The sequence below is a fragment of the Saccharothrix sabaoui genome, from assembly GCF_051756985.1.
Taxonomy (GTDB): domain Bacteria; phylum Actinomycetota; class Actinomycetes; order Mycobacteriales; family Pseudonocardiaceae; genus Actinosynnema.
The window spans coordinates 23163-36339 of record NZ_JBPKJK010000030.1; the positions used below are offsets into that span (position 1 = coordinate 23163).

Below are 13177 nucleotides of genomic sequence, written 5' to 3' on the forward strand. Positions count from 1 at the left end.
GTGACCCGCCGTGCGGCGGTCATCGGCTCGCCGGTGGCCCACTCGCTGTCGCCCGTGCTGCACAACGCCGCGTTCGCCGCGCTCGGCCTCGACTGGGCGTACACGCGCGTCGAGTGCGTCGCCGACGAGGTGCCCGCCCTGGTCGGGGGTTTGCCGGCGGAGTGGGTCGGCCTGTCCGTGACCATGCCGAACAAGCGCGCCGCGCTGGCCGCCGCGACGTCCGCGACGTCCCGCGCGACCCTCGTGGGCGCCGCGAACACCCTGGTCCGCGCCGAGGACGGCTGGCGCGCCGACTGCACCGACGTGGACGGCGTGCTGGGCGCGCTGAGCGCGGCGTGCGGCTTCACCTCCGGCACGCGCGCCGTGCTGCTCGGTGCGGGCGGCACGGCGACGGCCGCGCTGGTCGCCCTCGCCTCGGTGGGCGTGCGCGCGGTGACCCTCGTCGTGCGGTCGGTGTCGCGGGCGGCCGAGGCCGAGTCCTGCGCGTCCCGCCTCGGCGTGGCGCTGGAGGTCGTGACCTGGGACGACGCCGACTTCGCCGCCCTGGCCGCCGCCTCGGACGTGCTGATCAGCACCGTGCCGCCGGACGCGACGGAGCCGATCGCGCCCGCGCTGGCCGAGTCGCCGTGCGTCCTGGACGTCATCTACCACCCCTGGCCGACGCCGCTGTCGTACGAGGTGGAGAAGCACGGCCGCACCCTGGCCACCGGGCTGGACATGCTGCTGCACCAGGCGTTCGGCCAGTGCGAGCAGTTCACCGGCCACCCCGCGCCGCGCGAGGAGATGCGCCGCGCGCTGCGCGAGGCGACCGGCGGCATCCTCCCCCTGCCCCTCTAGGGGGAGCCCCGGTCGGCCCGGGCGCGTTCCGGGTCGCTCACCTCGGCGGAGACCCGGCCCGCCCGGGGCAGCTCGCGCAACCGCCGCTGCCGGAACGCCTCGGCCGGCACGAGGAGCACCGCCTGCCGCAGGTCGGCCGGCAGCGGTGCGACCAGCTCCGGCCGCAGGTCCGGCCCGGTGGGCTCGGCGACCGAGTCGGTGTCGTCCGACCAGCGCCGAGGTGCCCACAGCGCCATCAGCCCACACGGCCATCTGCCCACACTGCCGTCACGCTCACGCCGCCGTCCCCCGCACGCGCCGCGGGGCCCTGCTCGCGCGAGGTGCGAGCAGGGCCCCGTGACGGGTGGGTGGGATCAGCCCCCGTCGTGGTCCGTGGCGATGATCCCCGCGATGGCCTCCAGCGCGGCGTCCGCGCCGTCGCCCTCCGCGGTGAGCACGACCTCGTCGCCGTGCATCGCGCCGAGCGTCATCAGGCCCAGCACGCTCGCCGCCTCGACCGGCTGGCCGTCGTCCTTGCGGATGGTGACCGTGACCGGCTGCTCCTTCGCCGCCTTGGCCAGCAGTGCCGCCGGGCGCGCGTGCAGCCCGACCTTGCTCGCCACCGTGACCCGTCGCTCAGGCATTCCCGTGTTCTCCGTCGTGCTCGTCGTTCGGGGTGCGGTCGCGGCGGGGCCGTTCGCCCGCCGCCCCGGCGGTCGCCGGCTCGACCGCGCTCTGGTCGGCCTCCGGGTCCTCGTCGGCGTCGCGGCCCGGCGTCTTCAGGTTCCACTTGGTGATGACGAAGCGGAACAGGAAGTAGTAGATCGCCGCGTAGATCACGCCCAGCACGAGGATCAGCAGCGGCTTGGTCGCGATGTTGAAGTTCAGCAGGTAGTCGATCGCGCCCGCGGAGAACCCGAAGCCGTCGTGGATGCCCAGCGCGTTGCTGACGGCCAGCGAGGTGCCGGTGAGGAACGCGTGGATCAGGTACAGCGGCCACGCCACGAACATGAACGCGAACTCCAGCGGCTCCGTGACGCCCGTGATGAACGCGGTCAGGGCCGCCGAGCCCATGATGCCGGCGATGATCTTCTTCTGGCCCGGCCGGGCGGTGTGCACGATGGCCAGCGCCGCCGCCGGGAGGGCGAACATGAAGATCGGGAAGAAGCCGGTCTGGAACGTGCCGGCGGTCGGGTCCCCGGCGAGGAAGCGGGGGATGTCGCCGGTCTTGCCCTCGAACTCGCCGAACTGGAACCACAGCACGTTGTTGACGATGTGGTGCAGGCCGAGCGGGATCAGCAGCCGGTTGACGAAGCCGTAGAGGCCCGCGCCGATGATCGTGCTCCCGGTGATCGCCTCGCCGACGTTCTCCAGGCCCGCCGCGAAGACCGGGTACACCAGGCCCATCAGCACGCCGATGACGACCACGACGCCCGCGACCAGGATCGGCACGAACCGCCGCCCGCCGAAGAACGCCAGGTACGGGGGCAGCTTGATGCGGTGGTACTTCTGCCACAGCACGGCGGTGAGCAGACCCACGACGATGCCGCCGAGGACCTTGTAGTCGATCAGGTTCGCCTTGGCGGCCGGGTCGTCCGGCTGGTCGAGGACCAGCGGCGACATCGCCTTGAACACCCCCTGGAGCACGACGTAGCCGACCACCGCGGCCAGACCGGTGGAGCCGTCGCCGCGCCGGGCGAAACCGACCGCGATGCCGACCGCGAACAGCAGCGGCAGGTTGGCGAACAGCGCGTCACCCGCGTTGCCGATGACCGCCGCGACCTTGTTCCAGCCGAGGCCGTCCTCGCCCAGCATGTCGGCCTGGCCGAGTCGCAGCAGGAGAGCGGCCGCGGGCAGCACGGCGATCGGCAGCATGAGGCTGCGACCGAAGCGCTGCAAAGCGGCCAGTCCCTTGATCTCACGACCGCCGGTCGCCTGGGGGGCGCTGGCGCTCATGGGGTACCTCCCTCGTGGGAACGGTGCGGTCCGGACTCCGGGTCGGTCCGGTCCAATTGCATGGTCACCTGGTAGAGATCGCCCCGGTACCAGGACGTCATGTCCTCGACGGGCGTGCCCCGGGAACCGGCCACCCTGCGGAAGACGAGCAGCGGGGAGCCCGTGCGGACGCCCAGCAGCTTCGCGGTCTCGGGGTCCGCGCCCTCGGCCCACACCGTCTGGCCGGCGTGGTCGAGCCGGACCCCGTAGGCGTCGGCGATCAACGCGTAGAGCGAGGTCGTCAGGTCGTGGGTGGGCAGCCCCGGCACGACCCGGGGGCTGTACCAGCCGCGTTCGACGGCCAGCGGCACGCCGTCGGCGCGGCGCAGGCGGACGAGCCGGTACGCGGGCTCGCCCTGGTCGAGGCCCAGGGCGGCGGACGCCGCCGCCGGCGGTTCCCCCTCGCCGCACGACAGCACCTCGGTCGCCGGGCTCAGCCCGCGCTTGTGCATGTCGTCGGTGAAGGACTCCAGGTGCGGCCGCACGTCCACGCGGCGGCGGGCGGTGAACGTGCCGCGCCCCTTCGCCCTGGTCAGCAGGCCCTCGGCGACGAGCTGCCCGACGGCGGCGCGGACCGTGATGCGGGACACCCGGTACCGCTGGGCCAGGTCGCGCTCGGACGGGATCGGCGAGCCGGGCGGCAGTTCCCGCTCCGCCGCGCGCCGCAGGATGTCGCGGAGCTGGGCGTGCTTGGGCTTCGGCCCGTCGACGATCTCCGTGCGGTCCACTCACCCTCCCCCGGCGCTCGCGGGTCAGGACCGAGATTGGTACTTTCCGGTCTAGACCAGTTGGTGCGGGGAGGATGCTCCGCGCGCCGACCGGGTGTCAACCGCCGTTACGGGACCGTGCCCGAGCGGTGGCACCCTCAGGGCCGGATGCCCTCGGGGCAGGTGTCGAGAGAGGACTTGAAGTGGCGGACGACAAGGCTGAGAAGATCCTCGCCGCGCTCGGCGGCGCGGACAACATCGTGGAGATCGAGCCCTGCATCACGCGCCTGCGCTGTGAGCTGGAGGACGGTTCCCTGGTGGACGAGAAGGCGCTGAAGGGCCTGGGCGCGCACGGCGTGATGCGGTCCGGCAACGTCGTCCAGGTCGTCGTGGGCCCGGAGGCGGACACGATCGCCAGCGATATCGAGGACCTGCTGTGACGCTGCGCGTGACGAGCCCGGTCAGCGGGCGCGCGGTGCCGCTGAGCGAGGTGCCCGACCCGGTGTTCTCCCAGGCCATGGTCGGACCGGGCGTCGCGGTCGAGCCCGACCGGGTGCGCGCGGACGTGGTGTCCCCGGTGGACGGCGTGGTCGTGACGCTGCACCCGCACGCGTTCGTCGTGGCGACGGACGGGGGCGCCGCGGTGCTGGTGCACCTGGGCATCGACACGGTGAAGCGCAAGGGCGAGGGCTTCACGCTGCACGTGGTCAAGGGCGAGACCGTGCGGGCCGGTCAGCCCGTCGTCACCTGGGACCCGGCCGAGGTCGAGGCCGCCGGGTTCGCCCCGATCTGCCCGGTCATCGCGCTCGACGCGGCGGCCGAGGTGCTCCGGGACCAGGCGGGCGGTCCGGTGACGGCCGGCGACCACCTGTTCTCCTGGCCGCGCTGAGCCGGGGTCCCGGTCGCGTCGGGGTCCTCGCGGGACCGGTGCGGGTGAATGGTCCATTCACCCGCACCTCTCCTTGAACCGCCACCGCACCCCGCGCACGCTGGACCCATGACCCCGACCACGCCCGGTTCCCGTGTTTCCGCACCACATGACCGTTTCCTCCGCCCCGCCCGGCGGGCGACGGAGGTCCACCGGCCCGCCTGCGCCGCGCTCACGGTCGCGCTCTGGTGGCCGACCGCGCTCCTGGTGCCGCCCCGGTGGCTGCCCGTCGCCCTGCTCGTGGCCTGGCTGGGCGTGCTGCTGTCCATGCTGGACTTCCGCCACCGCCGCCTGCCCGACGCCGTGACGCTGCCCGCGTACCCGCTGCTCGGCCTCGCCCTGTGGTGGGCGGGCGCCGACCCGGGGCGCGTCCTGGCGGGCGCGGCGGTGTTCTTCGCCTTCCACCTGGCCGTGCGGCTGCTCGCGCCGTCCGCGATGGGCGGCGGCGACGTGAAGCTGGCGGGCGCGCTGGGCGCGGTGCTCGCGCCGGTGTCGTGGTGGGCGCTGCCCGCGGCGCTCGTGCTGTCCTGCGCCGTCACCCTGGCCCTGGCGCCGTGGTTCCGCACCGGCGGCGTCCCCCACGGCCCGGGACTGCTGACCGCGACGTGGCTGGTGGTGGTGTCAGCCGCCTGACGCCGCCGAGGAAGCCGAGCGGCATCCCGGGCGCGTTCACGACGGGTTGCCGCGGGAGCGGCTGGTCGGTGCTGCGCGTGCTCAGCGGCGGCCGGGATGCCGCAGGCGAGCAGCGTGCCCGCCAGGTCGGCGAGCAGGTCGCCGCGGTGGACTTCAGCTCGCCGGTCGGCGCGCCGCGGGGCGCGGTCGCGATCTGATCGTCCACCTGTCGGGACGCGGCCACCGTCGCTGACCTGCGCACACCCCCGCACCCCCGCTGTGGAAGGATTCACGCGTGCTGCGCTGGATCACCGCTGGTGAGTCTCACGGGCCCGCTCTCGTCGCCGTGCTGGAAGGCATGGTCGCCGGGGTCGAGGTCACCACTGCCGACCTGACCGCTCAACTGGAGCGCCGCCGACTGGGGTTCGGGCGGAGCCCCCGCATGGGGTTCGAGGCCGACGAGGTGGAGATCCTCGGCGGTGTCCGCCACGGCCTCACCCAGGGCGGTCCGATCGCGGTCCGGATCGGCAACACCGAGTGGCCGAAGTGGCAGAAGGTGATGTCCGCCGACCCCGTCGACCCGTCCGAGCTGAAGCCCACCGGCCGCAACGAGGCGCTGACCAGGCCCCGGCCCGGCCACGCCGACCTGCCCGGCATGCAGAAGTTCGGCTTCGACGAGGCGCGTCCCGTGCTGGAGCGCGCCAGCGCCCGCGAGACGGCGGCCCGCACCGCGCTGGGCACCGTCGCCCGCCACTTCCTCAAGCAGGTGTTCGACGTGGACGTGATCAGCCACGTCGTGTCGATCGGCGGGGCGAGGACGCCCGAGGACGCCGCCGTGCCCGGTCCCGGCGACCTGGCCGCGGTCGACGCGAGCCCGGTCCGCGCGTTCGACCGGCGGGGCACGGACGCGATGGTCGCCGAGGTCGAGGCGGTCAAGGAGGCCGGCGACACGGTCGGCGGCGTCATCGAGGTCATCTCCTACGGCCTGCCGCCGGGCCTCGGCTCGCACGTGCACTGGGACCGCCGCCTCGACGCGCGGCTCGCGGGCGCGCTGATGGGCGTGCAGGCGATGAAGGGCGTGGAGGTCGGCGACGGGTTCACCACCGCCCAGCGGTGGGGCAGCCAGGCGCACGACGAGATCGACCGCGGCACCGGCCCGAAGGGCGTCACCCGGCGCTCCAACCGGGCGGGCGGCCTGGAGGGCGGCATCACCAACGGCGAGCCGCTGCGCGTGCGCGTCGCCATGAAGCCGATCTCGACCGTGCCGCGCGCCCTGTCCACGGTGGACGTCCGCACGGGGGAGCCCGCCGTGGCCATCCACCAGCGCTCGGACGTGTGCGCCGTGCCGCGCGCGGGCGTGGTGCTGGAGTCGGTGGTGGCGCTGGTGCTCGCCGAGGCGGCGCTGGAGAAGTTCGGCGGCGACTCGATCGCCGAGACCAAGCGCAACGTCGCCTCCTACCTGGAGGCCCTCGAAGCCCGGTGGGCGGGGCTGTGAGCCCGAGGTTCGTCGTCCTCGGCCCGCCCGGAGCGGGCAAGACGACGGTGGGGCCGCTGCTCGCCGAACGCCTCGGCGTGGCCTTCCGGGACACCGACGACGACGTCGTCGCCACCGCGGGCAAGCCGATCTCCGACATCTTCACCACCGACGGCGAACCCGCGTTCCGGGCGCTGGAGGAGCGGGCCGTCGCGGACGGGCTGGCGGACCACGACGGCGTGCTCGCCCTCGGCGGCGGCGCGGTGCTGTCCGCGGCCACCCGGGAACGCCTCGCCGGGCACACCGTCGTGTTCCTCAACGTCGGCACGGCCGAGGGCGTGCGGCGGACCGGCCTGTCCACCGCCCGGCCGCTGCTGGCCGGGGTGAGCCCGCGGTCGACGTTCAAGGCCCTGCTCGAAGCGCGGCTGCCGCTGTACCGGGAGGTGGCCACGATCGAGGTGCTCACCGACGACCTGGACCCGGCGGGTGTGGTCGACGCCGTGCTCGCCCGGGTCACCTGAACCCGGGCCTGCCGAACCCGGGCCGGCCGAACCGGTGCCGCGAGCGGTCGTGGTCGAATGGTGAGCGACGAAGGGGAGTGGTGATGGGCGAGCCGGTGCGCATCCGCGTGGCCGCGGAACGACCGTACGACGTGGTGGTGGGGCGAGGTCTGCTCGGCGACCTGGTCGAGACCCTGCGGGGCACGGCGAAGGCGGCGATCGTCCACACGCCCACGCTCGCGGAGACCGCCGAGGCGGTCCGCGAGGAGTTGGCGGCAGCGGGCGTCGAGGCGCACCGCGTGGAGGTGCCCGACGCGGAGGACGGCAAGGACCTGCGGGTCGCCGGCTACTGCTGGGACGTGTTCGGGCGCATCGGCCTGGGCCGCGCGGACACCGTCATCGGCCTCGGCGGCGGCGCGGTGACCGACCTCGCCGGGTTCGTCGCCTCCACGTGGATGCGCGGCGTGCGCCTCGTGCACGTGCCGACGACGCTGCTCGGCATGGTCGACGCCGCGATCGGCGGCAAGACCGGCATCAACACCGACGCGGGCAAGAACCTCGTCGGCACGTTCTACGAGCCCACCGCCGTGCTGGTCGACCTGGCCACGCTGGAGACGCTGCCCCGCAACGAGCTGGTCGCGGGCATGGCCGAGGTGGTCAAGGGCGGGTTCATCGCGGACCCGGCGATCCTCGACCTGATCGAGGCCGACCCGGCCGCCGCGCTCGACCCGGCGGGCGACGTCATCGAGGAGCTGGTCCGCCGCAAGATCCAGGTCAAGGCCGACGTGGTGTCCACCGACCTGCGCGAGTCCGACCTGCGCGAGATCCTCAACTACGGCCACACCCTCGGTCACGCCATCGAGCGCCGCGAGCGCTACCGCTGGCGGCACGGCGCCGCGGTCAGCGTCGGCCTGGTGTTCGCCGCCGAGCTGGCCCGCCTGGCCGGCCGGCTGGACGACGCCACCGCCGACCGCCACCGGTCGGTCCTGTCCTCGCTGGGCCTGCCCACGAGCTACGACCCGGACGCCCTGGGGCAGCTCATGGAGGGGATGCGCAGCGACAAGAAGAACCGCGCGGGCGTGCTGCGCTTCGTCGTGCTCGACGGCCTGGCCAAGCCCGGTCGCCTGGAGGGCCCGGACCCGTCGCTGATCGCCGCCGCGTACTCCGCCGTCGCGTCCGAGGGGCGCAAGCCGGGCGGGAGCGTGCTGCTGTGAAGGTCCTGGTGCTCAACGGGCCCAACCTCGGTCGCCTGGGCACGCGCGAGCCGGACGTCTACGGCCGCACCACCTACGCCGACCTCGTGGCGCTGTGCGAGGCGACGGGGCGCGAGCTGGGCGTCGAGGTCGAGGTCCGGCAGACCGACTTCGAGGGCGAGATGCTCGGCTGGCTGCACCGGGCCGCCGACGAGGCCCTGCCGGTGGTGCTCAACCCGGCGGCGTGGACGCACTACTCGGTGGCGGTGCGCGACGCGTGCTCCCAGCTCACCGCGCCGCTGGTCGAGGTGCACATCTCGAACGTGCACAAGCGCGAGGAGTTCCGCCGGCACAGCTACATCTCCGAGGTCGCCGAGGGCGTCATCGCCGGCCTGGGCATCGGCGGCTACGCGCTGGCCATCCGCCACCTGGCCGCCAAGGGGTGAGCGCGGGCGAGGTGCCGGCGGGCGCGCTGCACCACGTCGAGCTGTGGGTGCCCGACCGGGCCGGGGTCGACCGCCTGGTCGCCGAGTCGGTCGACCACGGGTGGTCGCCGCTGTTCGCCGACGCTTACCCCCACGCGGGTGGACCCGACCACTACGCGGGCTACCTGGAGAACACGGACGGTTTCGAGGTCGAGCTGGTGGCCACGGACCGGTGACACCCGTACGCAGTACGGGCTCTCTACACTGAACCGGAGCCGGGTGCCGCGCGTCTTCCCCGGTACACGCCCCCGTGCCAGAAGTGGAGACCCGCCCCGCATGCGCAGTCCCGTCGTGGGAGCGAGGCTGTTCGGCTCCGCGCTCGTCGTCGCGCTGCTGGTCGCCTGCGCGCCGAGCGCCGCCGACCCCGCGCCGGTCACCTCCGCCACCAGCGAGGACGCGCCGGTCGGCACGACCGCGGCGGCGCCCGAGGCCGACCCGACCCCGGTCGCGCTCGCCACCGACCGCGGCAGGCAGGGCCCCGGCGTGGTCGCCTCCGGCGGCGACTCGCCCTACAACTACGGCCCGACGGTCATGCTCGACGGCGGCCGGCACCGCATGTGGTGGTGCGGCCAGCTCCTGGCCGCCGCCCCCGCGGGCGACGACGTCCTCTACGCCGAGGGCCCGTCCGCGGACGGCCCGTTCGGCGCGCCCGGCGGCGGCCCCGCCACCCCCGTGCTCTCGGGCAGCGTCGGCGGCTTCGACGGCGTGCACACGTGCGACCCGTCCGTGATCAAGGTCGCCGGCACCTACTACCTCTACTACACCGGCGCGGCCGGCGACCACGCGCACGGCAACGCCATCGGCGTCGCCACCAGCACCGACGGCCTCACGTGGACCCGCGCCGCGGGCGGCGCCCCGATCCTGAGCCCGTCCTACGACAACACGCGCGAGAACACCTACGGCGCGGGCCAGCCCTCGGCGCTGTGGCTGGACGGCTGGTTCTACCTGATGTTCACCGACACCACCGGCGCCGCCGCCGGGTGGAACGGCGCGGGCCAGTTCGTGCTGCGGTCCAAGGACCCGGTGTTCGCCTCGGGCGTGCAGGCGCTGGGCGAGAAGGGCTTCACCCCCGTCGCGGGCACCCGCGAGCCGCGCACCCGGTCCGTCGTGGACGCGTTCAGCGCCGACCTCGTGTACGTCGACGCGCTGCGGGCGTTCGCCATCGCCCACGAGACCGAGCACGGCACCACCCTGACCTTCTGGGACCGCGGGTTCACCACCAACCCGCACCCGCCGGTGCTCGTCCCCGGCCCGTGGCGCGAGGGCCCCGGCCTGGTCCGCACCACGATCGGCCACGTGCCGGTCGTGCCCGAGGACCCGTGCGGGCGCATCCCGTTCGACCTGGTGCGCGCCACCGCGATCGACGGCCGCTCCGCCGCGCCGACCGACCTCGCCCACTTCGGCCTCGACCTCGCGAACGCGCCCGGCTGCGCCACGAAGGACGCGGCCCGGGTGCTGGAGGGGTTCGCCGTGCCGTCCCCGGAGAACACCGTCGACCTGGTGCTGGGCGGCAAGGTGGTGCGCGTCGAGCGGCGCTCGGTGACGGACCGGCTCGCCACCCGCGTGCTGGACCGCCGCCCGGCGGTGGTGGACGAGCTGGAGGTCGTCGCGCGCATCCCGGCGGGCGTGGAGGCGCTGCGCGCGCCGGACGGCCGCGTCGGGCTGCTGCTGGCCGACGACCGGCTGTGGGTCGTCCGCGCGGCCGAGGTCGCGGCGCTCAACTCCTCGCCGGTCACCGACGTCTCGCAGACCGCCTGGGACGCCCACGAGAAGGTCAACGACCCGAAGCGCTAGCCCGCCCTCCGCCGGCGGAGGGGTCCCGCGGTCAAGAGGCTTCGCGGGGCTGCGGCAGCGCGCCGCCGAGGGCCGCGCCGACCGCCGCGACCGCCATCACCAGCAGCGCGGTGAACGCCGCGCCCCCGGTCAGCGCCGGCCCGAGCGCTTCCAGCCCCGTCCGGTCCACCCACGACCGGCCCACCACGCCGACCAGCCCCGCCAGCGGCCCGGCGACCAGCCCGGCGAAGAACCACGCCATGCCCCGCCCCTCCAGCCCGCGCCACGCGTCGAGCGCGGCCCACAGCAGACCGGCCGCGACGAGCAGGCCGAGCGCGATGTACCGCACCGAGGGCGCCGCGCCGGGGCTGTGCACGGCGATCGCCGAGGTGCCGACCTGCACCCCGCCGTGGAACAACCCCGTCCAGGACCCCCGGGTCAGCCACACGCGCATGGGCCCAGCGTAGGCCGACCCGTTCGGCCCATCGAGCGGTCCGGTGGAGCGCCGCCGGTGGCCCTAGGCTGCGGGTCGTGCCCCACACCACCCGCCGGGCCGCGCTGCGCGCCGCGCTCCGGGAGCGCGAGCTGGACGCGCTGCTGGTGACCAGCCTGCCCAACGTCCGCTACCTGACCGGCTTCACCGGGTCGAACGCCGCGCTGCTGGTGCGCGCCGACCCCGACGAGGACGCGGTGTTCTGCACCGACGGCCGCTACCGCACCCAGGCCGCGGCGCAGGTCCCGGACCTGGAGCGGGTCGTCGACCGGTCCTGCGGCACGGCCCTGCTCACGCGGGTCCGGGGCGCGGACCGGATCGGGTTCGAGAGCCACCGCGTCACCGTCGACGACCTCGACGCGCTGACCGACGCCCTGGCCGGCGCGGCGGGCGACGCCCGGCTGGTGCGGGCGTCCGGCCTGGTCGAGGAGCTGCGGCTGGTCAAGGACGACACCGAGGTCGAGGCGCTGCGGATGGCGTGCGCCGCCGCCGACCGGGCGCTGGCCGGGCTGGTCGAGCACGGCGGCCTGCGGCCCGGCCGCACCGAGCGGGAGATCGCGCGCGAGCTGGAGGGCCGCATGCTCGACCACGGCGCGGCCGGTCCCTCGTTCGAGTCGATCGTGGCGGCGGGAGCGAACTCGGCCGTGCCGCACCACCGGCCGACCGACGCCCCGGTCAGGGCGGGCGACCTGGTCAAGCTCGACTTCGGCGCGCTCGTCGACGGCTACCACTCCGACATGACGCGCACCCTCGTCGTCGGCCGGGCCGCGGACTGGCAGCGGGAGCTGTACGAGCTGGTGGCGGCCTCGCAGGCGGCCGGCCGGGCGGCGCTGGCGGTCGGCGCGCGGCCGGCCGACGTGGACGCGGCGGCGCGCGGCGTGGTCGAGCGCGCGGGGTACGGCGAGCAGTTCCCGCACGGCCTCGGCCACGGCGTCGGCCTGGAGATCCACGAGGCTCCAGCGCTGTCGAAGGCGGGTGACGGTACACTTCTGCCCGGTATGGCGGTCACCGTCGAGCCCGGTGTGTACCTGGCCGGGAGGGGTGGTGTCCGCATCGAGGACACGCTCGTGGTGCGCGCAGGCGCCCCGGAGCTCCTCACCCTGACCACGAAAGAGCTCGTGGTCGTCTGATGTCGGATCGCCGGTCCCGCCGGCGCTCGCCCTCACCTACGCAACAGGAGAGCCCACCACCGTGGCCACCACCAACGACCTGAAGAACGGCCTGGTGCTGAACCTCGACGGCCAGCTCTGGACCGTCACCGCGTTCCAGCACGTCAAGCCGGGCAAGGGTGGCGCCTTCGTGCGCACCACGCTGAAGCACGTCCTCACCGGCAAGGTCGTGGACAAGACCTTCAACGCGGGCACCAAGGTCGACACGGCGACCGTGGACAAGCGCGGCATGACCTACCTGTACAAGGACGGCACCGACTTCGTCTTCATGGACGGCGACACGTTCGACCAGATGAGCGTCCCGGCCGAGACGGTCGGCGACGCCGCGAACTACATGCTGGAGAACCAGGAGGCCGTCGTCGCCGTGCACGAGGGCGTCGCGCTCTACGTCGAGCTGCCCACCTCGGTCGAGCTGGTCATCCAGCACACCGACCCGGGCCTCCAGGGCGACCGCTCCACCGGCGGCACCAAGCCCGCCACGCTGGAGACGGGCGCGGAGATCCAGGTCCCGCTGTTCGTCACCACCGGCGAGAAGATCAAGGTCGACACGCGCGACGGCCGGTACCTGGGCCGCGTGAACGGCTGATATGGGCGCACGCAGCAAGGCGCGGAAACGCGCCGTCGACGTCCTCTTCGAGGCGGACCTGCGGGGCATCGACGCGGTGACCCTGGTCTCCGAGCGCGTCGGCTCGACCGACGTCCCCCCGGTGAACGACTACACGGTCAGCCTCGTGGAGGGCGTCACCGCGCACCGCGCGCGGATCGACGACCTGATCTCCGAGCACGCCGAGGGCTGGACCCTCCAGCGGATGCCCGCGGTCGACCGCGCGGTGCTGCGGCTGGGCCTCTACGAGCTGCTGTGGGCGGCCGACGTCCCCGACGCGGTGGCGATCGACGAGGCGGTGGAGCTGGCCAAGGGCCTGTCCACGGACGACTCGCCGCGGTTCGTCAACGGCGTGCTGGGCCGGATCGCGGTCATCGCCGACCAGCTCCGCGCGGTCCTCTAGCGCGGCTCCCCGGCACCGCCCCCGG

19 protein-coding genes are annotated in these 13177 nt (G+C 74.4%); 14 read left to right on the forward strand and 5 right to left on the reverse strand.

Features of this window, described 5'->3' with window-relative positions; genetic code table 11:
* Positions 1–837, forward strand: coding sequence for a shikimate dehydrogenase (locus ACR807_RS12070; RefSeq protein WP_438921352.1), 837 nt, complete (start codon positions 1–3; stop codon positions 835–837).
* On the opposite strand, the gene ACR807_RS12075 is transcribed toward ACR807_RS12070, so the two are convergent.
* From ACR807_RS12075 to ACR807_RS12090, 4 genes are all read right to left on the reverse strand, one after another.
* Complete coding sequence (locus tag ACR807_RS12075; RefSeq protein ID WP_438921353.1) at positions 834–1073, reverse strand: hypothetical protein; 240 nt, start codon at positions 1071–1073, stop codon at positions 834–836. The two genes, ACR807_RS12070 and ACR807_RS12075, sit on opposite strands and share 4 nt — an antisense overlap.
* A gap of 117 nt (positions 1074–1190) precedes the next feature.
* A complete protein-coding gene (locus ACR807_RS12080) occupies positions 1191–1460 on the reverse strand; it encodes an HPr family phosphocarrier protein (protein WP_438921354.1) in 270 nt (89 codons plus the stop codon).
* Positions 1453–2772, reverse strand: coding sequence for a PTS transporter subunit EIIC (locus ACR807_RS12085; RefSeq protein WP_438921355.1), 1320 nt, complete (start codon positions 2770–2772; stop codon positions 1453–1455). The genes ACR807_RS12080 and ACR807_RS12085 overlap by 8 nt, the downstream gene beginning before the upstream one ends.
* Entirely contained in the window at positions 2769–3539 is a 771-nt protein-coding gene (locus ACR807_RS12090; RefSeq protein ID WP_438921356.1) for a GntR family transcriptional regulator, read from the reverse strand. Before ACR807_RS12090 ends, ACR807_RS12085 begins: the two co-directional genes overlap by 4 nt.
* Before the next feature lie 182 nt (positions 3540–3721).
* Here ACR807_RS12090 and ACR807_RS12095 point away from each other — a divergent pair, with 182 nt between their 5' ends.
* The 10 genes from ACR807_RS12095 (at position 3722) to ACR807_RS12140 (ending at position 10504) form a co-directional block, all read left to right on the forward strand.
* Positions 3722–3958, forward strand: a complete 237-nt coding sequence (locus ACR807_RS12095; RefSeq protein ID WP_438921357.1) for a PTS sugar transporter subunit IIB — start codon at positions 3722–3724, stop codon at positions 3956–3958.
* The gene (locus tag ACR807_RS12100; RefSeq protein WP_438921358.1) at positions 3955–4407 is read left to right on the forward strand and encodes a PTS sugar transporter subunit IIA; all 453 of its coding nucleotides are present in this window, start codon (positions 3955–3957) and stop codon (positions 4405–4407) included. The genes ACR807_RS12095 and ACR807_RS12100 overlap by 4 nt, the downstream gene beginning before the upstream one ends.
* 108 nt (positions 4408–4515) lie before the next feature.
* On the forward strand, positions 4516–5079 hold the full coding sequence (locus tag ACR807_RS12105) for a prepilin peptidase (RefSeq protein ID WP_438921359.1): 564 nt from the start codon (positions 4516–4518) through the stop codon (positions 5077–5079).
* Between the two features lie 68 nt (positions 5080–5147).
* Positions 5148–5276: a hypothetical protein gene (locus ACR807_RS12110; RefSeq protein ID WP_438921360.1), complete on the forward strand. Its 129-nt coding sequence runs from the start codon at positions 5148–5150 to the stop codon at positions 5274–5276.
* 77 nt (positions 5277–5353) lie between these two features.
* Entirely contained in the window at positions 5354–6553 is a 1200-nt protein-coding gene (gene aroC / locus ACR807_RS12115) for a chorismate synthase (protein ID WP_438921361.1), read from the forward strand.
* A complete protein-coding gene (locus ACR807_RS12120) occupies positions 6550–7053 on the forward strand; it encodes a shikimate kinase (RefSeq protein ID WP_438921362.1) in 504 nt (167 codons plus the stop codon). Before aroC ends, ACR807_RS12120 begins: the two co-directional genes overlap by 4 nt.
* A gap of 83 nt (positions 7054–7136) precedes the next feature.
* Positions 7137–8246 carry a 3-dehydroquinate synthase gene (aroB, locus tag ACR807_RS12125; RefSeq protein ID WP_438921363.1) on the forward strand — a complete coding sequence of 370 codons (1110 nt, stop codon included), beginning with the start codon at positions 7137–7139 and terminating at the stop codon, positions 8244–8246.
* Positions 8243–8671, forward strand: coding sequence for a type II 3-dehydroquinate dehydratase (gene aroQ, locus ACR807_RS12130; RefSeq protein WP_438921364.1), 429 nt, complete (start codon positions 8243–8245; stop codon positions 8669–8671). The genes aroB and aroQ overlap by 4 nt, the downstream gene beginning before the upstream one ends.
* Positions 8668–8886, forward strand: a complete 219-nt coding sequence (locus ACR807_RS12135) for a VOC family protein (protein ID WP_438921365.1) — start codon at positions 8668–8670, stop codon at positions 8884–8886. Before aroQ ends, ACR807_RS12135 begins: the two co-directional genes overlap by 4 nt.
* 100 nt (positions 8887–8986) lie before the next feature.
* A complete protein-coding gene (locus ACR807_RS12140; protein ID WP_438921366.1) occupies positions 8987–10504 on the forward strand; it encodes a glycoside hydrolase family protein in 1518 nt (505 codons plus the stop codon).
* A 31-nt stretch (positions 10505–10535) separates the two neighbouring features.
* Here ACR807_RS12140 and ACR807_RS12145 read toward each other — a convergent pair whose 3' ends face one another.
* Positions 10536–10937, reverse strand: coding sequence for a hypothetical protein (locus ACR807_RS12145; protein WP_438921367.1), 402 nt, complete (start codon positions 10935–10937; stop codon positions 10536–10538).
* A 77-nt stretch (positions 10938–11014) separates the two neighbouring features.
* Between ACR807_RS12145 and ACR807_RS12150 the strand changes: the two genes are divergently transcribed.
* The 3 genes from ACR807_RS12150 to nusB all read left to right on the forward strand — a co-directional run bounded on the left by ACR807_RS12150 (position 11015) and on the right by nusB (position 13152).
* Complete coding sequence (locus ACR807_RS12150; RefSeq protein WP_438921368.1) at positions 11015–12106, forward strand: M24 family metallopeptidase; 1092 nt, start codon at positions 11015–11017, stop codon at positions 12104–12106.
* Between the two features lie 61 nt (positions 12107–12167).
* Positions 12168–12731 (forward strand): elongation factor P, encoded by a 564-nt coding sequence (gene efp, locus ACR807_RS12155; RefSeq protein ID WP_438921369.1) that lies wholly within the window; start codon positions 12168–12170, stop codon positions 12729–12731.
* A 1-nt stretch (position 12732) separates the two neighbouring features.
* Positions 12733–13152, forward strand: a complete 420-nt coding sequence (gene nusB, locus ACR807_RS12160; protein ID WP_438921370.1) for a transcription antitermination factor NusB — start codon at positions 12733–12735, stop codon at positions 13150–13152.
* The last annotated feature ends 25 nt before the right edge of the window (positions 13153–13177 follow it).